This window comes from Luteolibacter sp. LG18 (genome assembly GCF_036322585.1).
In the GTDB taxonomy this organism is placed as follows: domain Bacteria; phylum Verrucomicrobiota; class Verrucomicrobiia; order Verrucomicrobiales; family Akkermansiaceae; genus Luteolibacter.
Window position 1 is genome coordinate 5056153 of the sequence record NZ_AP024600.1, and the last position, 23125, is coordinate 5079277.

Consider the following 23125-nt stretch of genomic DNA (forward strand, 5'->3'; position numbering starts at 1 on the left):
CCCATGTCCGAATTCGTCGTCATTCCCCGCGAGGCCCACGATACCCTCGTCGTCCGCGCCTATGAATCCCGTGGTTTCGCCTCCGACGAGGCCGCGGAGGGAGCCAAGCTGGCCGCCGAGGCCGCCCGCCATGGCATTCGCACCCACCACGCGCTCAAGGCCTTGCATCTCGACCACCTGTTCGGATCGGCCGTCGGCGGCTGCACGCCAGGTGCCGAAATCGAGGTGAAGCCGACCCGTTTCGCGGCGTCGGAAATCTGGGACTCCCACAAGAAGCTCGGCCAGTCCGTGGCCTACCGCGCCATCGACCGCGCCATCGAGCTGGCGGACCAGTATGGCATCGCCCAGATCGCCGTGGACGACACCTTCCACTACCTGTGGGGGGGCGGTTACGTCATGGAGGCCGCGGAGCGCGGCTACTTCGCCTACACCAACTGCACCTCCACCCTCGCGGAAGTGGTGCCCTTCGGCGGCAAATTCCCGACCCTCGGCACGAACCCGCATTCGTGGGGTATCCCGACCCAGGACCAAGTCGGTTTCCCGATCGTGATCGACTGGGCGACCTCGACCGTGGCGATGGGCCGCGTGCAGGCGCTGAAGCGCGAGGGCAAGCAGCTCCCTCCGGGCGCGGCCGTGGACAAGGACGGCAACCCGACCACCGACCCGCACCAGGTGGCGGCGCTGCTGCCCTTCGGCGCGCACAAGGGCTACGGCATGTCCCTCATCAACGAGATCTTCGGCGGCCTGATCGGCACCTCGCTTCCGACCATCCGCGGCCGGAAGTCCGACATTCCGGGAGAAAAGACCACCTCCGCCTTCTATTTCCAGGTCATCCACCCGGACGCGATCTCCGGCGGCAAGTTCGCCCACGGCCGCAGCCAGAAGGACAACCTCAAGGCGGTGATCGACGACATCCTCGGCCACGGCAACGACGGCGCGATGCTGCCGGGCCAGTTCGAGGCGGATGCCCGCAAGCGTTCCGACGCAGCCGGTGGTTTGCTCTTCACGGAGGCCGAGGTGGCGGAGTTCAATGAGCTCGCCCGCGAGCTCGGATTGCCGGAATGGGACATTGCCTCCCTTCCCCGCGCCTGATTCGCTCTTCATCCTATCCGCACGTCTTCCATGCAACCCGCTTCCTACCTCAAAGATCTCTTCAGTCTCCAAGGCAAAACCGCCGTTGTGATCGGCGGCACCGGTGAACTCTGCGGCACGATGGCCGTCGGCCTGGCCCGCGCCGGAGCCGAGGTCGTCCTCGGCGGCCGGATCCCCGAAAAAGCCGAAAAGCGACTGGCCGAGATCGAGAGCCATGGCGGCAAGGGTTACTTTGTCCCGGTGGACGTGACCTCCCGCGAGTCCCTCCAGCAACTGCTCGACACGGTGCTGGAGCGCTCCGGCCAGGTGGACATCCTGATCAATGGCGCCGGCACCAATTCGCCGACGCCGTTCCTCCAGATCAGCGAGGACGAATACGCCCGGATCATGGACACGAACCTGACGGCCATCTTCCGCGCCTGCCAGGTCTTCGGGAAATACTTCGTGGAAAACAACCAGCCGGCCTCGATCATCAATCTGGGCTCGATTTCCGGCCTGAACCCGCTTTCCCGAGTCTTCACCTACTCCGCCAGCAAGGCGGCGGTGCACAATCTGACCCGCAACCTGGCCCGCGAGTGGGCGGACAAGGACATCCGGGTCAACACGCTGGTGCCGGGCTTCTTCCCGGCGGAGCAGAACCGCAAGGTTCTGGACGAGTCCCGCGTGCTGGACATCCTGCGCCAGACCCCGGCCTCCCGCTTCGGGAACGCCGAGGAGCTCATCGGCGCCACCATCCTGCTGGCCTCCCCGGTGGCCGGCTCCTTCATCACCGGCATGGAGATGATTGTGGACGGTGGATTCCAGGCCATGACCATCTGAGGTCCCTCAGTCGGCGGACTCATCACTCCGGACGCTTCTTTTCATCGTGCGGCTTGCACCTGCGCCGTACGGAGTGTATGCGTCCGCCCCGGCCTGTTTACTTCCGGCCCCATTTCCCGTTTTCCCATGATCAAGTGGATCCTCCAGAAAATCGTCGGCAGCAAGAACCAGCGCGAACTGCGCCGGATCCGGCCGACCGTCGGCCGCGTGAATGAAATCGAGGAAGCCCTCCAGCGCGAGCCGGATGGCAAGCTCCAGGAGATGACGGCCAAGTGGAAGGACTACCTCTCCCGCTACCATCCGCTCGTGATCGCCGCGAAGCCGGAATTGCAGCGCATGGACGCGGATGGCCTGCAGGCCCAAGCCGCCCGGATGGAGGCCCGCTTGGCTCCGCTCCGCGAGGACTACACGTCCCTACCGGCAAAGGTGGAAGCCACCGTGGAATCGATCGAGGAAGCCAAGGCGGCGTTCCACGAAATCGAGGACACCTTCATGCAGGCCCGCGCGAAGTATCTCGAGCAGATCCTTCCCGAGGCCTACGCCGTCGTGAAGAACGGCGCGCGTCGCATGAGCGGCCAGAAGATCACCGTGGTCGAGCAGGAGATGACTTGGCAGATGGTGCACTTCGACGTGCAGATCGTCGGTGGCGTCGCCCTGCACCGCGGCATGATCGCGGAAATGCAGACCGGTGAAGGCAAGACCCTCACCGCCACCCTGCCGGTTTACCTGAACGCCCTCACCGGCCTCGGCGTCCACATCGTCACCGTCAACGACTACCTCGCCCGCCGTGACGCGGAGTGGATGGGTGCCCTTTACAAGTATCTCGGCCTGACCGTCGGCTGCATCCAGAACCAGATGGCTCCGTGGGACCGCCGCGAGGAATACGCGTGCGACATCACCTACGGCACCAACGCCGAGTTCGGTTTCGACTATCTCCGCGACAACGGCATGGCGTCCACCAAGGACGAGCAGGTGCAGCGCGGCCACTACCTTGCGGTGATCGACGAAGTGGACTCCATCCTGATCGACGAAGCGCGCACGCCGCTGATCATTTCGGGCCCGTCCTCGCAATCGAGCCACCAGTTCGAGAAATACAAGCCGCTCGTCGAGCAGCTTGTGAAGCGCCAGACGCAGCTTTGCAACGACCTCGCCGCCGAGGCGAAGAAGTCGCTGGAGGAAGGCGACAAGGAAACCGCCGGCCGCGCCCTCTTCAAGATCAAGCTCGGCCAGCCGCGCAACCGCCAGCTCCTGCGCCTGATGGAGGATCCGGACATCCGCCGCCTCCTTGAGAAGACCGAGCTGTCCTTCTATCAGGACGCCCAGAAGAAGGAACTCTTCGCCGTGAAGGAAGAGCTCTACTTCACCATCGACGAGAAGGGCCACGACTCCGACCTCATGGAAATGGGCCGCGAGTATCTCTCCCCCGGCGATCCGGATTCCTTCACCCTGCCCGACCTCGGCACGCTCTTCGCCGACCTGGAGAACGACAAGTCGCTCACCGACGAGCAGAAGATTGTCAAGAAGGAGGAGTATCAGATCCGCATGGATTCCCAGGCGGAGAAGATCCACAACATCTCCCAGCTCCTGAAGGCCTACTGCCTCTACGAGCGCGACGTCCAGTACGTGGTCACCGACGGCAAGGTCTGCATCGTCGATGAAAACACCGGTCGCGAGATGCCGGGCCGCCGCTGGTCGGACGGCCTGCACCAGGCGGTGGAAGCCAAGGAAGGTGTGGCGATCGAGAAGGAAACCCAGACCTTCGCCACCATCACGATCCAGAACTACTTCCGCCTCTACGAAAAACTGGCGGGCATGACCGGCACCGCCGAAACCGAGGCCGCCGAGTTCCACGACATCTACAAGCTCGACGTGCTGCCGATCCCGACCAACCGGCCGAACTGCCGCAAGGACGAGAACGACCAGGTCTTCAAAACCCGCCGCGAAAAATACAACGCGGTGCTGGCGAAGATCGAGGAAGCCCACACCAAGGGCCAGCCAGTGCTTGTCGGCACGGCCTCGGTGGACGCCTCCGAGACGGTCTCCCGCATGCTGAAGCGCAGCAAGATCCCGCACACGGTCCTCAACGCGAAGTATCACCAGCAGGAAGCCGAGATCGTGATGCGCGCCGGCCAGAAGGGCGCCGTCACCGTGTCCACCAACATGGCGGGCCGCGGCACCGACATCAAACTCGGGCCGGGCGTGGCCGAGGTCGGCGGTCTCTTCGTCGTCGCCACCGAGCGCTACGAATCCCGCCGTGTCGACCGCCAGCTCCGCGGCCGTTGCTCGCGCCAGGGCGACCCGGGCCGCAGCCAGTTCTTCATCTCCTTCGAGGACGACCTGATGCGCAACTTCGCCGCCGCCGACCGCATGACGGCGATGATGGAGCGCTTCGGCATGCAGGAGGGCGAGGCCCTCGAGCACTCCTGGCTCAACAAGTCCGTCGAAACCGCGCAGAAGCGTGTCGAACAGCGCAACTACACCTGGCGCAAGCGGGTGCTGGAGTTCGACGACGTGATGAACAAGCAGCGTGAAGTCGTCTACGGCTATCGCAACGAAGTCCTCACCACCGAGAGCCCGCGCGATCTGGTCAACGAGATCATCGAGAAGGTGATCCCGTCCAAGGTGAACGAGTACCTCGCCGACCGCGACGGTGGTTCTCCGGACTACAACGAGTTGCTCCACTGGGTGAACGCCACCCTGCCGATCCGCGTGGACGCCGAGGACCTCGACCTGACCACCCACACCGCCGAGGAGATTTCCGACGTGCTGGTGAAGCGGGTCAAGGACACCTACGAGCGCCGCATCGAGAACCTCCCGCCGGAAGTGCTCGACCAGGAAGAACGCCGCATGGTCCTCGTCGCCATCGACAAGCAGTGGCAGGCCCACCTTTACAACATGGACGCGCTCCGCGAGGGCGTCCAACTCCGCGCGCAGGGCCAGAAGGACCCGCTCATCGAGTACAAGACCGAGGCCTACGACCTCTTCGTCACGCTGATGGGCAGCATCGACCAGGAAGCGTTGCAGAACCTGTTCCGCTCCGCCTCGAACCTCGAAGCCTTCCTCCGCCAGCTCCAGAGCATGCCGCAGGAGCTCCATGGCCCCGAGGAAGCCGGTCCCGCGATCGGCTACGAGAACATCGCCTCCACCGGCAGCTCCGCCCACATCGATCCCTCCACGCTCCCGTCCCCGGAAGGCACCCAGCTCAAGCTGAACCTGCCGAAGCGCCGCCCGAGCTTCGAGATCGAGACCTCCGGCCGCAACGCGCTCTGCCCGTGCGGCTCCGGCAAGAAGTACAAGCAGTGCTGCGGCCGCGAGGCTTGAAGAAGTTTTCGGTTTTCAGTTTCAAATTTTCAGGAAGAATCCTTGGTGCGGGCTCGTTCCCTGATTCTTGCTGAACACTGAAAACTGAAAACCAGCAAACTCCTCTCTGAAGAAGGTCCTCCAGTTCGCGATCGCGTTGCTCGCCAGCATCCATCTGGCGGGAGGACCTTACGCTTTGGTCCAGGTCTGCGCCTGGGCCAACATGCTGGTTTCCTACTCCCAGCAGGACGGCCTGGCGAAGGCGGCGGTGGACACCTTCAGCGGCGAGAAGCCGTGCGAGATGTGCTGCAAGATCGCCCACGCGAAACAGGACGACGCCAAGAAGCAGGGACCGGGCTCGCCTGAGGTCCCCTTCGGGGCCAAACTCCGGCACGAGCTGCTGCCGACGGACAACGTCGGTTTGAAACCGCTTTCCGCCACCGAGATCATGGTGGCGATTCCCCTGCCCCCCGCCCTGATCGCGGGGATCGGCCACGCCGCTCCGCCCTCACCGCCGCCACAGGTGGCGTGAGCCAAGGTCGGGAGAACCGCGCCCACACTGATCAAGGAGTGGCTGCTTTGAAGCAGCCATGTCACGAACGATAGCCATTCGCCGCAACGCCGGCTGGGTATCCGACAAGTATCCATGCCGAGGCTCTAACAGCCTCCTCGCAGGACATCCTCCCGATCCCACGGCAGCTTCGGTTGTCCCTGAAGACGACGCGCGTTCCACGAACGACCGTCCTCCGTCCGGCCACCTCGGCGAGGTGGCCCACCCTTCGACCCTCCCGCCGCGTACCCGCGGCCCCGCATTCGCACACACAACCTTTCCCACTTTCGTGAAATCCACCCGTTTCCTCGCCGCCTCGCTGTGCGGCATCGCCTCCACCGTTTCCGCTGAAACCGCCTCCGATTCGACCCGCAAAGCCCTGCCGGACATGGTCGTCTCAGCGGCCAAGGAGAAATCCCTTACGTCCCCTTCCGCCCAAGCCAGCCGCGAGGAACTCGCGAAGACCCCGGGCGGCACCGAGGTGGTCGAGGCCGACCGCTACCTGCGCGGGCGCTCCTCCACCCTGGCGGATACCTTCGCACTCTCGCCCGGCGTGTTCGCGCAATCGCGCTTCGGCTCGGACGAGGCCCGCATCTCGATCCGCGGCTCCGGCCTGCAACGCACCTTCCACGGCCGCGGCATCCGCGTGATGCAGGACGGCCTGCCGCTGAACCTCGCCGATGGCAGCTTCGACATGCAGGCCATCGAACCGACCGCCGCTTCCTACATCGACGTCTGGCGCGGTGCGAACGCGCTCGACCAAGGCTCGTCCACCCTCGGCGGTGCGATCGACTACGTTTCCCGCACCGGGTTGAACTCGCCGGGCGGCGACGTCCGACTGGAAGCCGGTTCCTACGGTTACCTGCGCGCGGGCATCGCGGGCGGTTTCACCGCGGGTTCGGCGGACCTCTACGCCTCCTTCACCCACCAGGAGCAGAACGGTTTCCGCAACCACGCCGAGCAGGAGAACGAACGCCTGTTTTCCAACATCGGCTGGCGCTTCAACGACGACGTCGAGACGCGCTTCTACATCACCGCGGTGAACACGAACTCGGAGCTGCCGGGCAGTCTGTTCAAGTCCGGGCTGAACCTTGATCCGCGCCAAGCCGCTCCCGCCAACCTCACCCTGGACCAGCATCGCAATTTCGAGCTGCTGCGGCTGGCAAACAAGACCACCGTGCGGGATGGCGACACCACCTGGGAGTTCACCGCGGGCGCGAGCCACAAGGACCTCGACCACCCGATCTCGCAGGTGATCGACCAGAACACGAACGACTTCTTCGGAGGCGTCACCGGCACGAATGAATCCGAGGTCCACGGCCACGCGAACCGGCTGCGCGGCGGCGTGACCTTTTCCTACGGCACGATCGACGCCGCCACCTACGCCAGCGTCTTCGGACACCGCGGCGCGCTGCTCGCCCACGCCGACCAGACGGCCACCAACGTGGAAGGCTTCCTGGAAGACCAGTTCACCGTCACTCCCGGTTTCACCCTCATCGCGGGTGCCAGCGCCGCCTACAACCGCCGCGAGAACGACCTGACCTTCGGCACCGGCCGCGACTACGCGAACGATTACTCGAACGTCTCGCCGAAGGCCGGTTTCCGCTGGGACGCCAGCCAGGAAGTCCAGGTGTATGGCAACGTGTCCGGCAGCTACGAGCCGCCGTCGTTCAGCGAATCGATCGCCTCGACGCTGACCAACAAGGCTCAGACCGCCGTGACTTATGAACTCGGAACCCGCGGCCACCACGGACCGGTGCGCTGGGACGTCTCTCTGTATCACGCGGACATCGACAACGAGCTGCTCTCGATCGACCACGACAACAATCCCGGCACCCCCGCGATCACCGTGAACGCGGACCGCACCCAGCACTCCGGCATCGAGGCCGGATTCGAGGGCGACCTGCTCGGCACCTCATGGGACGCACAGCCGGACAACCGTCTCGTCGTCCGCTCGGCGTGGACCTACGGCGACTTCCGTTTCGACAACGACAGCCGCTACGGCAACAACAAGCTCGCGGGCCAGCCGCCGCACCTCATCCGCGGCGAGCTGACCTGGGAAAACTCCTGCGGCTACTACGCGGGTCCCACCTTCGAATGGGTGCCGGTGAAGGCCTTCATCGACCAGCGGAACACCTTCGCCGCCGATCCGTATGCGATCTGCGGCTTCAAGTTCGGCCGCAGGCAGGAGAAAGGCCTGTCGTGGTTCATCGAGGCCCGCAATCTCACCGACGAGAAATACGCGGCCACCACCGGCGTGATCGAGAACGCCAACTACGCCGACCAGCGCCAGTTCCTGCCCGGCGACGGACGCAGCCTCTTCGGCGGCGTGGAGTGGAAATGGTAAACCGATTCCTCCCATGAGCCGCAACTGGATCCGCAAGGCCCACCGTTGGCTGGGCCTTGCCTTCAGCCTCACCGCGATGATGTCCGCCGGCAGTGGCGTGCTTCACACGGTAATGACCCGGACCCAGGCTCCCCCGCCTTCCGCCCGTCCTTCGGGTGGTGGGCTGGATGCCGGAGCGGTCCGCATTTCCATCGCCGAAGCCGTGGCGAAGCTACCCTCCGAGCGCAAGCCGGTGGCGGTCAACGTCCGCATGATCGGCGGTGAACCGTGGTATCAGGTCTTCACCGGGCCTGGCGTGCCCGCCTATGTCAGCGCGGTGGACGGACATGTCGATCCGGCACAGGACGAGCGTTACGCAGGTGAAATCGCCGCCGGTTTCCTAGGAGGAAAGGACGTGAAGAAGACGGACTACCTGACCGCCTTCAACAACGAATACATCAACATCTTCCGTATCCTGCCTGTGCACCGGTTCGATGCGGAGGACGGACGGGGCACGCGCGTCTACGTTTCCACGACCACCGGCAGCGTGACCCGCCACACCGACGACCAGCGCCAGTTCGAAGCCAGCGCCTTCACGAACTTCCACAAGCTCGGGTTTATCCCGAACAAGGACGTGCGGGATTGGGTGCAGGTGATCACCACGGGCGGCCTTTTCCTGTTGTCCGTGTTCGGAGTGGTGTTGTTCTTCGTGACCCGGCCGCGGAGGAAGGGCTCGATGTAGTCGAAAGCTCCGCTTTCGAATCGTCCCCGCCAGCTCCAGTTGGCGGGGGCTCATCGGCCAAACGAGCCCGATCTCCCAAAAAACTCATCGCGCTCCGCCGCCCCTACACCGAGACTGCGCGGTGATGAATCCTCCGCGTTTCCTCTCCCGGTGTGTTGCCGTTGCGGGCGCCTTCTGCCTGCCCGCCCTCCACGCGGAGGAAAAGCTCATCGAAGTCGCCTCGTTCGGCGATCACCAGCCCATCGGCATGGCGGTTTCCGGGGAGCCGAACCGCGTCTTCGTTTCCTTCCCCCATCGGGAGCCCTTCGCCAACGCGCTGCTGGAAATCACCGATGGCAAACAGGCCCCCTTTCCCAATGCAGAATGGAATGTCTCCAATCCCACCGACGAGGCACATCACTTCATCAACGCCCAGGACCTCTTCGCCGATGACCGCCACAACCTGTGGCTGCTGGATTCCGCGCCCTCCAGCGGGGCATCGATCTTGAACAAGGACGGCACCTCCACCCGGGCCACCGGGCGCTTCAAGGTCGTGAAGATCGACCTGACCCGCAACGAAGTCGCTGAGATCTACCCCTTCGACGATCTGCCGAAGGACAAAAGCGCCCTCAACGACCTGTGCATCGATCACACCCACGGCCTCGCCTACCTGTCCGATCCGGGCTTGAAGGCGATCGTCGTGCTCGATCTCAAGACGAAGCAATCGCGCGTCGTCCTGCGGGATGATCCGGCGATGCTCGCCACCCCGGGCTTCAAGCTGACGATCGACGGAAAGGAGGTGGTGGACGGCTCCGGCAGGCCGTTCGTTTCGAACGTCAACGGCATCGCGCTCACTCACGACGACCGCTGGTTCTACTTCCGCGCCATCAACCAGACGTGGCTGCGCCAGATCGAAACCCGCTGGCTGGCCGACGCCTCGCTCAGCGACCAGGAGCTCTCCGCTAAAATCGAGAAGGTCGCCGAAACCGGTGTCTGCCACGGCATGGTCGCAGACAAGAAGGGAAACATCTACGTCACCGACTCCCAGGCCAAGGCCATCCGCTACGTCACACCGGAGGGAAAGGTCGAAACGCTGGTTCACGATGAACGCCTGATCTGGCCGGATTCCCTAGGCATCGGTTCGGACGGTTACCTGTATCTCACCGCCTCCCAGATCTGCCGCGATGCGAAATTCAACGGCGGCAAACCCGCCTACTCGCTACCCTTCCGCGCCTACAAGGTGAAGCTGCCCTGAATCCGCTACGGCAGAACGGCCTCCAGCCAATCGCCGCCCGGAATGCGCCGGGATTCATCGACCTCCAGACACCATTCCCAGATCAGGACCCGCGCGGAGCTACCATCGGTGAGAAGCGCTTCGGTTTCCACCCGCCGGTATTCACTGCCCTCGTAGTCATCGAGAGCAGCGAGGCGGGAATCATCCACCTCGTAGATCTCCCCGGAAACTAGCCCCGCTTCTGGATCAAGGACCACGCCCGGATACCAATCGATCCGGTAAAGGCGGCCGGACACCGTGGCTGGAGCGATGAAGGTCGCCCCGGCCATCCGGTGGTGGTTCGAGCCGCCGGTGCGGAGGGTGCCGTAAACGAAAACGCGGTGACGGGATTCGCTCACGGCACGCCCGAGCTCACTTGTTGTATTTGTATGCGATCTCGTTATCGAGATACTGCTTGAGGTTATCCAGACCCTCCTCCAGCTCGGCGGAGATCGGGATCACCTCGACCTTCGGGAAGCGCTGTTTGAAGATCTCGAGGTTCTCCGTGGCTCCTTCGACGTCCATCTTGTTCGCCACCACGATCCACGGGAAGCGGGCGAGCTCGGCGTCGTATTCCTTGATCTCCTTGCGGAGGATCTCGATGTCCGACACCGGGTCGCGGCCCTCGGTGCCGCCCATGTCCACCACGAAGAGGAGGACGCGGCAGCGGGTGATGTGGCGGAGGAACTCGTGGCCGAGGCCGCGGTTCTCATGCGCACCCTCGATCAGGCCGGGGATGTCGGCGATCGTGCAGCGGCGGAAACCGCCGAACTCGGCGACACCCACCATCGGCTGGAGGGTGGTGAAGGGATAAGCCGCCACCTTCGGCTTGGCGGCGGAGAGCTTGCCGAGGAGCGTGGACTTGCCCGCGTTCGGGAAGCCGACGAGGCCGGCATCGGCGATGCGGCGCAGTTCCAGGTAGAACACGGCCTGGTCGCCCGGGGTACCGAGCGTGTGCTCCTGGGGAGCCTGGTTGGTGGAGGTGCGGAAGTTCCAGTTGCCCTTGCCGCCGATACCACCGGCGCAGAGGATGAATTCCTGGCCGTTCTCGGTGAGGTCCGCCACAGGATCGAGGTCGATGCCTTCGTCGCTGCGCTCGGCCTCCACGGCCTCCATCACGGTGGCCGCGGTGCTGCGATAGACGACGGTGCCCGGGGGAACGCGGGCGACGACCTTCTTGCCGCCCTTGCCGGTCTTGCGGACGCCTCCGCCGGGCTTGCCGTCCTGGGCGATCAGTTTCGGATCGTAGAAGAACTGGCGGAGGTTGTCGGTGGACGGGTCGACCACCAGCACGATGTCGCCACCGTTGCCGCCGTCGCCACCGTCCGGGCCCCCACGGGGCACGAATTTCTCACGACGGAAGGAAACGGCACCGTTTCCACCGTCGCCGGCTTTCGCAAAGATGCGGATGTGGTCGACGAACATGGGCGGAGGGTCGCCTCCATCACAACGGCTGGGAAGTGTAAAGTGAGAACTGTTCCTCGCTTCTTTCCTTCCATGTGGGTCGAAATGCTTTGTTCTTCAACGCTTGAGGCGAGAGATCCCCTTTCCGATCCACCACAACAGGCCGCCGACGAGCAGGGCGGCCGCGATATTCACTCCCGCCATGCAGGGGTTCACGTAGTCGACAAGCCTGTCGCCCCCCCGTGGCCGGTCCCACATCACGTGGGCGAGCGGCCAGCCAGTTCCGTGAAATCCGGCGGGATCTCCCCACTCAATGAAGTTCCCCACGACACCGCATCCGAGCCAGAAGAGGAACCACAGGAAGGCCCATGGCTTCCAAGGGGCAACGGGTGGGGCAGGCTGAACCGGGCGGGCCATGGGGTGCAGACAAGGCTCACACCGGCGCACCGCCCCGGATCGCGTTCCGGGCGTTCCTTTGGCGGATCATACAAATGACGGAAACGCTGAGTACAATCACTCCAAGCACGAAGGCCACTCCTCCGATGAACAAGCCATTCAGGCCCACCGAAACGTGAAGGGCCAAGGCAGAAGGATCCCCGATGCCCGACCGTCCGAGCGTGGTGTTGGCCCTCACCATGGAGAACAGGCACACCAGAAGCCCGATGACCGGACCGCACATCAACAGGGCACCCGCGATGACTCCGACAAAGGGACCACGGTTCCGGGATTGGGCTGACAGCGGCGGGGGCGGGTTCATGCGTTGCTGGGCTTAGCGCAATCCGAGGACGGAGGAAAGCGGATAGGGCATTGCCCTGAAGAGAAAATCACCGGGAGCAAAGCGGCGGAAGCACGACATCCGGACGGGGCTCGCGCTCCCACTAACAAGCAAGGAATGCTTGTGCTACTTGGCGATCCCTCGGGCCATAGCCTCGGCCATCGGGATCGGCTTCGCGTGGCAGACCTGCCGCCAGCCGGGGAAGTTCCACTTGTTGGGAAAGCCGCCGCACTGGCCGGGTTTCACGGCGTGGATGCGGCAGGAGTTTCCCTCCAGCATGATGCACTCATGATTCTCCTTTTCGATCAGCGAGAGGCCCTGGCGGTTGGTGCGGAGGCGCGTGTATTGGTCGAGGAAGGCGGCCTCGGTCATGCCGAGATACTCCGCGATCACTGGGATCTCCTCCTCTTCCAATCGCACGTCACCGGGCCACTTGCAGCAGGCGGTGCAGCGGTCGCAGACGTAGAAGGTGTCCGGATCCAGATAGACATCGCGGTTGCCGGGGCTGCCGGCGGACGGGCCGGAGGTCACTGCAGCGAGCGGTAGTAGTAGTTCACCTTGCCTTGGAACCAGCGCCACTTCGCGCCCGGGCGGCCGTTGTCCATGAGGAACCACGGGCAGTTCTTGTGCTCCGGGCTGCAACCGTGGCGCGGCCAGTGGTAGTGCGGGACGACGTTGCGCAGCGGGATGTTGTAGCGCTTCATCAGGTAGGCGGTGAGCATGGCCGCGCGCTCGATGGTGGCGGTGCGGTTGCCGCCGCGGTTCTCGCACATCTCGATGCCGATCGAGTAGTTGTTGCCGGGGCCGTTGAAATCGGCGTGCTCGCCCTGTTCGTTGCAGGGCATGTGTTGGATGGCCACGCGGGAGTCCACGGTGAAGTGCCAGATGAGGAAGCCGATGCGGTTGAAGCCCTTGCGTTTCGGGGCGCGGAGGGCGCCGCGCTTCAGGGCCAGCGCGTGCTTCGAGGCATCCGCGGAGAAGTTCTGGGTGCTGTGGATGGTGATGTAGCGCGGGTTCATCGGGCGCACCACCTTGCGACCGTAGGTGCCCTTCGCGACCATGTCCGGCTTGAGGTTGATCTTGCGGACCAAGGTGGACGTCGAAAGCGAGCCGGGCTGGGCCTGGGGAATCGGGGTCGGACGCCAGTTCAGGACGCGGTCCGGGCCACCGCCCGGCGGGCCGATCTGGGTGCAGTTCGTCGAGAACAGGGCGCAGACGAGAAGGGAGAACAGGATGGCGCACGAACGCATGCGCGAGCCTAGCACGTTCCGGAAAAAGGTGAATGCAAAACCGCGCGCACCTTCTTGCCACGGGGAAAAAGCCGTGTATCCCTGCCTGCGTGACCCGCGCGGCGGATTGTTCCCACGCCTGGCTGCGGCGGGCCGTCACGCAGCCGGACTTTGTCCAACGCCTGGCCCCTCTGGCCACCGGCGATGGGGAGGTATTGTTCGATCACGCCGGGGATGCGTCCCACGCCTGGCTCGCCGCGGTGGTGACGGAGGCGGCACGGGATCGCAAAAAGCAACGCGTGTGGCTGGTGTGCGACCTGCCACGCCAACGCGAACGCCTCGCCACCGAACTGGAGCTGTGGGGCATCGTGGCGCTAGTGCTGCCGGAGTCTCCAACGGAAACCGCCGAGGGCACGATCGCCGATCCCGAGGGCGCGGCGGAGTGGTTCGCGGTGTTGGAGCATCTGGCGCGCGAAAAGTCCTTCGTGGTGATCTGCGGTAGCGATGCCTTCGACTCCCCCGCCCCGTCGCCCGGCGCGCTGCGGGACTCGCGCACGATCCTGAAACCGGGCACGCAGCTCGATCCACGCGAGCTTTCGGAGACGCTGGCGTCGCACGGTTACGAACGCGTGCCGACCGTCGCGGGCCGCGGGCAATTCGCGATCCGCGGTGGCATCGTCGACCTCTTCGCCTGGCAGGCCGCGCGACCGCTGCGGTTGGAGTTCTTTGATACCGAACTGGAGTCTCTGCGCGAGTTCGATCTCGATTCGCAGGCGTCGACCCGGAAGCTGGAGCAATCCGAACTGCTGCTGGCCGAGCCGCCCGCCGCGGCGAAGATTTCCGACTACCGCCACAAGGACGACCTGATCGTCGCCATCGGTGCCACCGAGACCTACCGGCCCGATGTCCGCATCCTGGAGGATACCGCGGACCTGGAGGGCGAGGAGGACTTTTCCACCGCCTGCTACAACAGCCCGCTGGGCGTTTTCGATGCCGGTGATTTCGTGCTGGAGCAATCGCGGCGCGAGGGCTTCTTCAAGCAGCTCAACGAATGGAGCCGCGATGGCTGGGACGTCGGCATCGTGTTCTCCAACGATGGCGAGCAGGAACGTTTCGCCGATCTGGCGGGCAAGGACCTGGAGCGCGATCTCGGGCTCACGCCCCTCCGTGGCGAGCTGCTGGCGGGCTTCACCGTGCCGGCGCTGAAGCTGGCGGTGCTGTCGTCCTCGGAACTGTTCGGCCGCTACCGCACGCCCGGCGTGGCGCGGCGAAGCTCGCTGGACCGCGCGCGGGTGGCGATCGCCCGGGCGACCATCGATGAGATTTCGGAGGGCGACCTCGTCGTCCACTATGAATATGGCATCGGCCGTTTCCGCGGCATCCATCCGGGCGACGATGGCGAGGAACTGGCGATCGAATACGATGGCGGCTCGATCCTGAGCGTGCCGTTGGAACAGGCCCACCTCGTCGGCAAATACGTCGGCCTCGGCGGCAAGACGCCCGATCTCAACAAGCTCGGAAGCGCCTCGTGGAAGAACGCGCGGAAGTCCGCGGAGAAATCGATCCTCGATTACGCCGCGCAATTGCTGAGGGTCCACGCCGAGCGCGATTCCCAGCCCGGCCATCCCCATCCGGCGGATTCGCGCTGGATGTTCGAGTTCGAGAACTCCTTCCACTACACCGAGACCGTCGACCAGCGCCGCGCGATCGAGGAATCGAAGAAGGACATGGAGGCACCCCGGCCGATGGACCGGCTGATCTGCGGCGATGTCGGCTTCGGCAAAACCGAGGTGGCGATCCGCGCGGCCTTCAAGGCGGTGACCGGCGGCAAGCAGGTGGCCATCCTGGTGCCCACCACCGTGCTGGCGGAGCAACACTGGCGAACCTTCCGCGAACGCATGTCGGACTACCCGGTGCGCGTGGATTTGCTCAACCGCTTCCGCACCCCCTCGCAGATACGGGACACGATCCGCGGGCTGGAAGAAGGTGCGGTCGACATCGTGATCGGCACCCACCGGCTCGTCTCCGGTGACGTCCATTTCAAGGACCTCGGCCTGGTGGTGATCGACGAGGAGCAGCGCTTCGGCGTGAAGCACAAGGAGAAGTTCAAGGAGCTCTTCCGCCAGGTGGACGTGATGACGCTCTCCGCCACGCCCATTCCCCGCACGCTCTACATGGCGCTGATGGGAGCGCGCGACATGTCGACCATCGAGACCCCGCCGCCGAACCGCGTGCCGGTGTCCACCACCGTCTGCGCCTATGACGAGCGTGTGATCCGCGATGCGATCCAGCGCGAGATGAAACGCGGCGGCCAGGTGTTCTTCCTGCACAACCGGGTGAAGACCATCGAGCTGATGGCCTCGAAGATCCGCCAGCTCGTGCCCGAGGCCCGCATCCTCATCGGCCACGGCCAGATGGAGAAGGATGACCTCGAGGTGGTGATGCACACCTTTGTCAAAGGAGAGGCGGACGTGCTGCTGGCCACCACCATCATCGAGACCGGCATCGACATCCCAAACGCCAACACCATCCTCATCGACCGCGCCGACCGCTTCGGTCTCGCCGACCTCTATCAGCTCCGCGGCCGTGTGGGCCGCGCCGGTGAAAAGGCCTACGCCATCCTGCTGCTGCCGCGGGAGATGATGACCACCGGCGACGCCCGCAAGCGCATCCACGCCATCAAGCAGTACACGGCGCTCGGTTCCGGCTTCAAGATCGCCATGCGCGACCTGGAGATCCGCGGCGCGGGCAACCTGCTCGGCACCAAGCAAAGCGGCCACATTGCCCAGATCGGCTTCGACCTCTACTGCCAGCTCCTGCGGCAATCGGTGGACCGCCTCAAAGGCCGCGGCCAGACCAGCCATCATGCCGAAACGGCGTTCAAGGCGGACTGTGTGTGTTTCAGTGAAAGCGTCTATGCGCGGGAGGATCACAAGGCGGTCGTGCCGGCGTTCCTACCAGCCTCGTGGCTGCCCGAGACGAAGCTGCGTCTCGCGGCCTACCGCGAACTCGCCGAGGCGGTGACGGAGAAGGCCGTGAAGAAACTGGAAGGCTCGTGGCGGGATCGCTTCGGGCGCTTCCCGGAGGCGGTGTCGAATCTCATCCAAGTGGCGCGGATCAAGGCCCTCGCCGCGGCACGCGATGTCGCCTCGGTGGAACTCCAGGCCCAGCGCCTGATGCTGCACCGGAATGGCGATTACATCCTGCTGGAGGGCAAGCGTTTCCCGCGCCTCACTCATCATCTCCCCAAGCCGAAGCTCGATGAGGCGGAGGGGATGCTGAGGTCGTTGTGATTTTCCCGCCACACGACGTCATGGAAAAGCACCTCACCATCCTTCAATTCATCGAGCAAATCAGCCCGTTGGTTGATTCACTGGCATGCTCTTTCATTGATCATTGGGATGCCGACCTTTGCGCGATCGGTCTGACGGATGGCTGCCACCTGATTTACGTCAACACCTGCCGCCATCTTGAGATTCACCCGGTACGATATGACTACGATATCGAGGTCATCACCGAACCCGAAACCGGAATCGGCAAAGTAATCCGTGAGGGCGAAGGAGTTTCCTTGGAGGATCTGAAAATGGAGATCCGGAATCGCTTCGGTCCGGGTCCCGCAACCGGGTGCCAGACGGCCCCGTAAACGGGAACTACATACGAAGAGCCGAAGCCCGACGGGGCAGTGGGGATGTTGAAGCCACGGTGAGCAATGTAGCCGAAAGCTCCGCTTTCGAATCGTCTCCGCCAGCTCCGTTGGCGGTGGCTCACCGGCCAAACGATCTCCGTCCCGCCGGAAAGCCGGAGCTTTCGGCTACAAGGTGATGAACCGGTGCCCGTAGACGCCGATGACTCCGGTGCCATTCAACTGGCTCTCCGCGTTCACGTGCTGGTGGCCGTGCAGCAGAAGCCGTGGCTTTTTCACCTCGATGTAGCGGTTGAACGCTCGGAATCCGAAATGCACGTCGTCGTCATCGCGATCGTGGATGCCTGCCGGGGAGTTGTGCCCCACGAAGATGTCCACCGCGGGAAAATCGATCAGCGCCAGCTCCACGTCCGATTGATCGAAGAGATGGTACCCACGCGGCTTGTATCTCCATGCGCCGCGGAATCCGCCGAAGGTGAAGCCATCCACCTCCACCACATTCAGGTGCAGGTTCTCTATCGGCGGTGGAAACACGCTCGCGGTGTCGTGGTTCCCCTTCACCGCCAGCACCCGGCGCGCGCCACAGCGCTCCGCCGCCTTCAGGATGATGGAATCGGACACATCCCCGCAGGAAACCAACACGTCCGCGGGCTGCACGGGCAGCTCGTTCAAGAGGCATTCGTCGTCGGCAATCACCAGCACCACCATGCGGGGAATTGGATCGGAGCAGGCCCCGGCAGGCGAGCCTGAACACCGGGCGAATGGCGGCGTCGCGCTCCCCTTCTCGGAATCGCATTGCCAGCACGGGCCGTCCCCTGCTTGTGTTAGGGCAATGCCGCCCCGCTCATGAAGCGTCTTTTGCTCATCTTCCCACTCATCGGCCTCGCCTTCGCGGGGACCGAGATTGAACTGAAAACGCCCACCGGTGTGTTGAAAGGCACGTTGGAGGAACCGGCCCACGCGGACAAGTCGCTGGTGGTGCTCATCCACCCCGGCTCGGGTCCCACCGACCGCAACGGCAACTCGATCGGCCTGCCCGGCAACAACGACAGCCTCAAGATGCTCGCGGAGGGTCTCGCCGCCCGAGGCATCGCCTCGGTGCGCATCGACAAACGCGGCATCGCGGCCAGCAAGCCCGCCGGCCCGAAAAAGGAGGATGACCTGCTCTTCGACTCCTACGTGGACGATACCGTGGCGTGGCTCGGCCACCTGCAGGGCGAGCTCGGATTCAAGAAAACCGTGGTGCTCGGCCACAGCGAGGGCGCGCTGATCGGGCTGGTGGCGGCGGGCAGGCGGCCCGTGGACGGCTACATCTCCGTGGCGGGCACCGCCCGCCGGGCCTCGCCCCTGCTCCGCGAGCAATTGAAAACCAAACTCCCGCCCAATCTACTGGGGGAAGCCACGGTGATCCTGCAACAACTCGACCAGGGCCAGAAGGTGGCGAAGGTGTCACCGGAGTTGAACATCCTCTTCCGTCCCAGCGTGCAGCCCTATCTGATCTCGTGGATCAAATACACGCCCACCACCGAGATCGCCAAGCTCACCGCCCCGGCGCTCATCGTCCAGGGCACCACCGATATCCAGGTGCCCGTGGCCGACGCGGATGCCCTGCACGCGGCCGATCCCGCCTCGGTGTTGCTCAAGATCGAGGGGATGAACCACGTGCTGAAGGCGGTCGGGGCCGATCAAAAGGACCAGATCACCTCGTATTCGAACCCGAAACTGCCCCTCCACCCGGAGCTGCTGGGGCCGGTCGCCACTTTCCTGCAAGGAATCCGAGGCAATCCGGTGCCCTGACTCCGCTGTATGGCCGGATTGGTTTCCCCGCTTGCAATCGGCCCCCGGTAACGGGAGAGTCGGCCGCAACGGCGAATCCATCCGGACAACCTGCCGCCCCTGCGAAACCTCCATGAAGCTCCGCTCCTTCTTCGCCCTCCTGCTTTTCGCGTCCGCCGTCCACGCCGCCCCCGTCGAAGTCAACGGCATCGCCGCCAAGGTGAACGGCCGGGTGGTGACCAAGAACCAGGTGTCCTTCATGCTGGCTCCGTATTTCGCCCAGCTCGCCACCCAGTTCCCGCGCCGTGGCCCGGATTTCGAAAAGAAGCTCAAGGAAGCCCGCGACAAGGTGCTCAACGAGCTGATCGACCGCGAGATCATCCTCGACGAGTTCAAGGTGCTGGGTGCCACGATGAAGCAGCAGGCCGTGGACGATGAGATCAACCGCCAGGTCCGCGAGCTCTACAACGGCAACAAGGAGAAGTTCAACGAGGAGCTCCGCAAGAACCGCCTGACCATGGACGGCTTCCGCGAGATGACCCGTGAGAAGCTGGTGGTGCAGGCCATGCGCGCCCAGCATTTCTCCGATGCGCCGCCGCCGCTCCCGAACGAGATCCAGAAGGAATACAATGAGGCCAAGGCCTCCTTCCGGGACATGACCAAGGATGTCATCACTTTCCAGATGATCTTCATCCCGTCCTCGGACGCCGCCCATCCGGAGTCCACCCCGCAGACCCAGCTCGCGCTCGCCGAGGAAGTGATGACCCAGGTCCAGGCCGGCAAGGATTTCGCGGAGCTGGCGAAGACCCACTCGAAGGACGCTTTCGCTGAAACCGGTGGCACCCGTGAGAACGTGCCGCGCACCGACCTTTCCCCGGCCTTCTCCGCCATCCTGTTCGAAGCCGAGGTCGGCAAGCCGGTCGGTCCGCTGCTGGACCCGCAGGGCTTTTCGATCGTGAAGGTGGTCAAGAAGGAGCTTGGGCCATCCGAGCCGCTTTCCAATCCGAAGGTCCGCCAGATGATCGAGGAGCGCGTCCGCCGCAACAAGACCGCGGGCGAATACGAGCGCTGGATCGAATCGAAGCGCAAGCGCGCGATCATCGACCGCAAGATCTGAGCCGGGCATGCACCTGGGGCACCTCGATATCTGCCTGTCGGTCAAGGATCTGGCCGCCTCGCTGGAGTTCTACGGCGCCCTCGGCTTCTCCCCTGCGGATGGAAGCCTCGACCTTGGTTACGTCATCGTGGCCAAGGACCAGACGCGAATCGGCCTCTACCGCCACGCGGAACCGGACATGCTGAACTTCCGCGGAGCCGATATCGTGGCGCTGGCAGCCCATCTCAAGTCCCGCGACCTGCCGGTGCCCGAGCCCGATCACGAGGCGGATGGCTCGACCGGTTTCAGCCTGACTGATCCGGACGGTCATCTGCTCTACTTCAACACCTTGCCGGGGCACGACCCCGCCCCGGAGGAATCCTAGCATGCCCCGCATCGCCATCACCCTCGGAGACCCGGCGGGCATCGGCCCGGAGGTAGTCCGGAAGGCCCTGCAATCGGGAGCCCTCCCGGCAGGCCACGAATTTCTCCTGATCGGTGACGAGGCCGCCGGCACCCCTAGAAAGCCGGATGCCCGCTCGGCCACCGCTTCGTTCCAGGCACTGAAGGAAGCCGCCGCGATGCTAAACGACGGCCGTGCTGACGCGGTCGTAACGGCCCCGGTTTCCAAGGCCCAGCTCCAGAGCGTGGGCTTCACCTACCCCGGCCAGACCGAGTTTTTCGCCGCCGCCCAGGGCATCACCGACTACGGCATGTGCCTCAGCGGCGACACGCTCACCGTGGCCCTCGCCACCATCCATGAACCGCTGGCTGCGGTGCCATCCCTGCTGACGGTGGAAGGTCTCGTCCGCACCGGCAAGCTGCTGGCTGACTTCCTGAGCCGGAAGGGCGACCGCCGCCCCCGGATCGCAGTGGCCGGACTCAATCCGCACGCGGGTGAAGGCGGAGCCTTCGGCGACGAGGAAATCCGGATCATCTCCCCTGCCATTGAGGCGCTCAACGCACTGGGAATCGCCACCTTCGAGGGCCCCGGCGTGCCGGACGCGATCTTCCGGGACGCCGCCCGCGGCCAGTTCGATGGCGTGCTGGCGATGTATCACGACCAGGGGCTGATCCCACTGAAGCTGCTCGATTTCGACACCGCCGTGAATGTCACGCTGGGCCTGCCGAAACCGCGCACCAGCCCGGACCACGGTACCGCCTTCGGCATCGCCGGGCAGGACATCGCCGACGCCTCCTCGATGATCCGCGCCATCCGCCTCGCGTGCGAGATGGCAGGATAAAAGGAACGGCTCACTTCCCGTTCAGCTTCGCCACCGTCGCGGCATCCACGATGAAGGTGCGGGTGTCCACCGCCTTCGGCACGCCATTGGCCTCGATCTGGTATTCGAACGCCTTGATCGGCTTCACCCCCTGATATTCGGACAACAGGTAAACGCGGATCGTCATCGCCTCCTTGCCGGTGCCGCCATCCAGCTTGCGGGTGGTGAACTGGACCTCGTTGAGGCCATCCAGCGCCCCGCCAATCACCACTTCCGCCTCCTTGGCGTTGGCGAACTTGTGGCGGCTGATCTTGTTCACCTGCACCTGCACCTCGCGACCCGGGCAGAAGACATAGACCTTCGCGATGTATTTCGCCGTCGGAGCGGCCGGCGGCACCGGCGGCACCACCCCGCTGGGCTGCGCATCCGGGGTTTCATCGAGATAGCGGAGGTTGCCAGCCGCCAGCTCGCCGCGGACCGCCGCCAGCGCGGCCAGGTTCACGTAATCCGCACGATCGTATTTCCAAGCAGCCCCCTCCTGAAGGAAGGACAGCACCAGAAGGTTCTCAGTCGGAGCCACGCCCTCGATCCCGAAATCGATCTTGCCGAAGTAGGAAAGCTTGGCGGTCGGGCCCTTTTGTTTGGCCTGGAGGAACTTCAACCCCTTCAGAGCCGGTGGCGGCGCGGGGAGCTCGAACACCCCGGCGGGATAAGCGCGTTTTTCGGAAACCAGTCGGTTACGGATTTCCATCTGGCGGGACTGGGCCGTCGAGGCCTTCCAGGTATCCACATCCTTGCGGACCATGGCATCCTGCCAGCGGATGTAGGTCGTTTCCAACGGCACGCGAAGTGCTTCCTGGGCGCTTGCAATTCCCGGGCAGGCGATACCGGCCAGCACCGCCACGGCGAAAAGAGAGAAAATCGGTCGGCTCACACACGAAACGATTGGACAAAGTCCGCCGGTGGACAACAAAGAATCCCGCGCCGCCCCCCTCCGGAACGGCGGATACCTCCGCATGAGCAGTATTTTGCAAAAAGTGGCCCCGATCGGCGAAGCCCGGGATCGGGAGATGCTGAAAGATGCATCAAGCCACAACTACCGCACGACCCCGCAGGGGGAATTGACGGCCTATGTCTTCTCCCCGCCCGAGGGAGTCGACACCCCACGCTCGCGCCCGGTGATCATTTTCTTCCACGGCGGCTTCTGGGAATCGCCCATGGTGACCCAGTTCGTGCCCCACTGCCTGCACTTCGCCAGCCGGGGTGCCGTCGCCATCGCCGCGGAAACCCGCACCTCCTCGAAACACGGCACCGGCCCGGTGGAGGCCATGGAAGATGCCCGTGAAGTCGTCCGCTGGGTGCGCCGGAACGCCAGCCTGCTCAGCATCGATCCGGACCGTCTCACCATCGGTGGAGCCGCCGGCGGGGCCTGGCAGGCCCTGCTGTGCACGCTGCCGAAGGACAAGGAGATGCCGTCCGAGGATGGCGTGAGCTGCCGTCCGCAGGCGCTGGCCCTTTTTAGCTCGCTGCTGAACACCACGCCGAAGAGCGGCCTGGCCGCGAAGTTCCCGGACGTGCGCACCGCCAAGCGCCTCAGCCCGACCGCGCTGGTCCGCCGCAAGCTACCGCCGATGATCCTCTTCCACGGCAAGAACGACCGCATCACCCCGGTCGACGAAGCCCGCAAGTTCGCCCGCCGCCTGCACTGGCGCGGCAACAAGTGCGAGCTGGTGGACTACGAACGGGCCGAACACAGCTTCTTCAACTTCAACGTGAGTTCGATGCACTTCGAGCTCACCATCGGAGCCATGGACCGTTTCCTCACCGAACGCGGCCTGCTCCAACCCGCCGCCGAGTCCCCGGTGGAGTGAGGCCGCGGCCCTTCGACGGTCCGCGGC

At 64.5% G+C, this 23125-nt stretch carries 20 protein-coding genes; 14 read left to right on the forward strand and 6 right to left on the reverse strand.

Annotated features, from left to right (window positions below; all coding sequences use genetic code 11):
- Nucleotides 1–3: 3 nt before the first annotated feature.
- The 7 genes from llg_RS20190 (at nt 4) to llg_RS20220 (ending at nt 10063) form a co-directional block, all read left to right on the forward strand.
- Nucleotides 4–1092, forward strand: a complete 1089-nt coding sequence (locus llg_RS20190) for an Ldh family oxidoreductase (protein WP_338286835.1) — start codon at nt 4–6, stop codon at nt 1090–1092.
- A gap of 30 nt (nt 1093–1122) precedes the next feature.
- A complete protein-coding gene (locus tag llg_RS20195; RefSeq protein ID WP_338286837.1) occupies nt 1123–1911 on the forward strand; it encodes an SDR family oxidoreductase in 789 nt (262 codons plus the stop codon).
- A 126-nt stretch (nt 1912–2037) separates the two neighbouring features.
- Nucleotides 2038–5232, forward strand: coding sequence for a preprotein translocase subunit SecA (secA, locus tag llg_RS20200; protein WP_338286838.1), 3195 nt, complete (start codon nt 2038–2040; stop codon nt 5230–5232).
- Nucleotides 5233–5368: 136 nt separating this feature from the next.
- Complete coding sequence (locus llg_RS20205; protein ID WP_338286839.1) at nt 5369–5743, forward strand: hypothetical protein; 375 nt, start codon at nt 5369–5371, stop codon at nt 5741–5743.
- Between the two features lie 307 nt (nt 5744–6050).
- Nucleotides 6051–8108: a TonB-dependent receptor gene (locus llg_RS20210; RefSeq protein ID WP_338286840.1), complete on the forward strand. Its 2058-nt coding sequence runs from the start codon at nt 6051–6053 to the stop codon at nt 8106–8108.
- Nucleotides 8109–8121: 13 nt separating this feature from the next.
- Nucleotides 8122–8829 (forward strand): hypothetical protein, encoded by a 708-nt coding sequence (locus llg_RS20215; protein ID WP_338286841.1) that lies wholly within the window; start codon nt 8122–8124, stop codon nt 8827–8829.
- 124 nt (nt 8830–8953) lie between these two features.
- Complete coding sequence (locus tag llg_RS20220) at nt 8954–10063, forward strand: L-dopachrome tautomerase-related protein (RefSeq protein WP_338286843.1); 1110 nt, start codon at nt 8954–8956, stop codon at nt 10061–10063.
- Nucleotides 10064–10068: 5 nt separating this feature from the next.
- Here llg_RS20220 and llg_RS20225 read toward each other — a convergent pair whose 3' ends face one another.
- The 4 genes from llg_RS20225 to llg_RS20240 all read right to left on the reverse strand — a co-directional run bounded on the left by llg_RS20225 (nt 10069) and on the right by llg_RS20240 (nt 13510).
- Nucleotides 10069–10440, reverse strand: a complete 372-nt coding sequence (locus tag llg_RS20225; RefSeq protein WP_338286844.1) for a gamma-glutamylcyclotransferase family protein — start codon at nt 10438–10440, stop codon at nt 10069–10071.
- A 13-nt stretch (nt 10441–10453) separates the two neighbouring features.
- The gene (gene obgE, locus llg_RS20230; RefSeq protein ID WP_338286845.1) at nt 10454–11506 is read right to left on the reverse strand and encodes a GTPase ObgE; all 1053 of its coding nucleotides are present in this window, start codon (nt 11504–11506) and stop codon (nt 10454–10456) included.
- Between the two features lie 880 nt (nt 11507–12386).
- Entirely contained in the window at nt 12387–12791 is a 405-nt protein-coding gene (locus llg_RS20235; protein WP_338286846.1) for a YkgJ family cysteine cluster protein, read from the reverse strand.
- Entirely contained in the window at nt 12788–13510 is a 723-nt protein-coding gene (locus llg_RS20240; protein WP_338286847.1) for an N-acetylmuramoyl-L-alanine amidase, read from the reverse strand. Before llg_RS20240 ends, llg_RS20235 begins: the two co-directional genes overlap by 4 nt.
- Nucleotides 13511–13599: 89 nt before the next feature.
- Here llg_RS20240 and mfd point away from each other — a divergent pair, with 89 nt between their 5' ends.
- Both mfd and llg_RS20250 read left to right on the forward strand, forming a co-directional pair.
- Complete coding sequence (mfd, locus tag llg_RS20245; protein ID WP_338286848.1) at nt 13600–16782, forward strand: transcription-repair coupling factor; 3183 nt, start codon at nt 13600–13602, stop codon at nt 16780–16782.
- 20 nt (nt 16783–16802) lie between these two features.
- A complete protein-coding gene (locus tag llg_RS20250; protein WP_338286849.1) occupies nt 16803–17132 on the forward strand; it encodes a hypothetical protein in 330 nt (109 codons plus the stop codon).
- A 168-nt stretch (nt 17133–17300) separates the two neighbouring features.
- Here llg_RS20250 and llg_RS20255 read toward each other — a convergent pair whose 3' ends face one another.
- On the reverse strand, nt 17301–17840 hold the full coding sequence (locus llg_RS20255; protein ID WP_338286850.1) for a metallophosphoesterase: 540 nt from the start codon (nt 17838–17840) through the stop codon (nt 17301–17303).
- Nucleotides 17841–17978: 138 nt separating this feature from the next.
- Between llg_RS20255 and llg_RS20260 the strand changes: the two genes are divergently transcribed.
- The 4 genes from llg_RS20260 to pdxA all read left to right on the forward strand — a co-directional run bounded on the left by llg_RS20260 (nt 17979) and on the right by pdxA (nt 21248).
- The gene (locus llg_RS20260) at nt 17979–18929 is read left to right on the forward strand and encodes an alpha/beta fold hydrolase (protein ID WP_338286851.1); all 951 of its coding nucleotides are present in this window, start codon (nt 17979–17981) and stop codon (nt 18927–18929) included.
- A 112-nt stretch (nt 18930–19041) separates the two neighbouring features.
- Entirely contained in the window at nt 19042–20025 is a 984-nt protein-coding gene (locus llg_RS20265) for a SurA N-terminal domain-containing protein (protein WP_338286852.1), read from the forward strand.
- Nucleotides 20026–20032: 7 nt separating this feature from the next.
- Entirely contained in the window at nt 20033–20389 is a 357-nt protein-coding gene (locus tag llg_RS20270) for a VOC family protein (RefSeq protein WP_338286853.1), read from the forward strand.
- A 1-nt stretch (nt 20390) separates the two neighbouring features.
- Nucleotides 20391–21248, forward strand: coding sequence for a 4-hydroxythreonine-4-phosphate dehydrogenase PdxA (gene pdxA, locus llg_RS20275; protein WP_338286854.1), 858 nt, complete (start codon nt 20391–20393; stop codon nt 21246–21248).
- Between the two features lie 10 nt (nt 21249–21258).
- Here the strand turns inward: pdxA and llg_RS20280 are convergent, their stop codons facing one another.
- Nucleotides 21259–22161: a hypothetical protein gene (locus llg_RS20280; RefSeq protein ID WP_338286855.1), complete on the reverse strand. Its 903-nt coding sequence runs from the start codon at nt 22159–22161 to the stop codon at nt 21259–21261.
- Between the two features lie 82 nt (nt 22162–22243).
- On the opposite strand from llg_RS20280, the gene llg_RS20285 reads away from it, so the two are divergent.
- Nucleotides 22244–23098 (forward strand): alpha/beta hydrolase, encoded by an 855-nt coding sequence (locus tag llg_RS20285; RefSeq protein WP_338286856.1) that lies wholly within the window; start codon nt 22244–22246, stop codon nt 23096–23098.
- Nucleotides 23099–23125 lie beyond the last annotated feature (27 nt).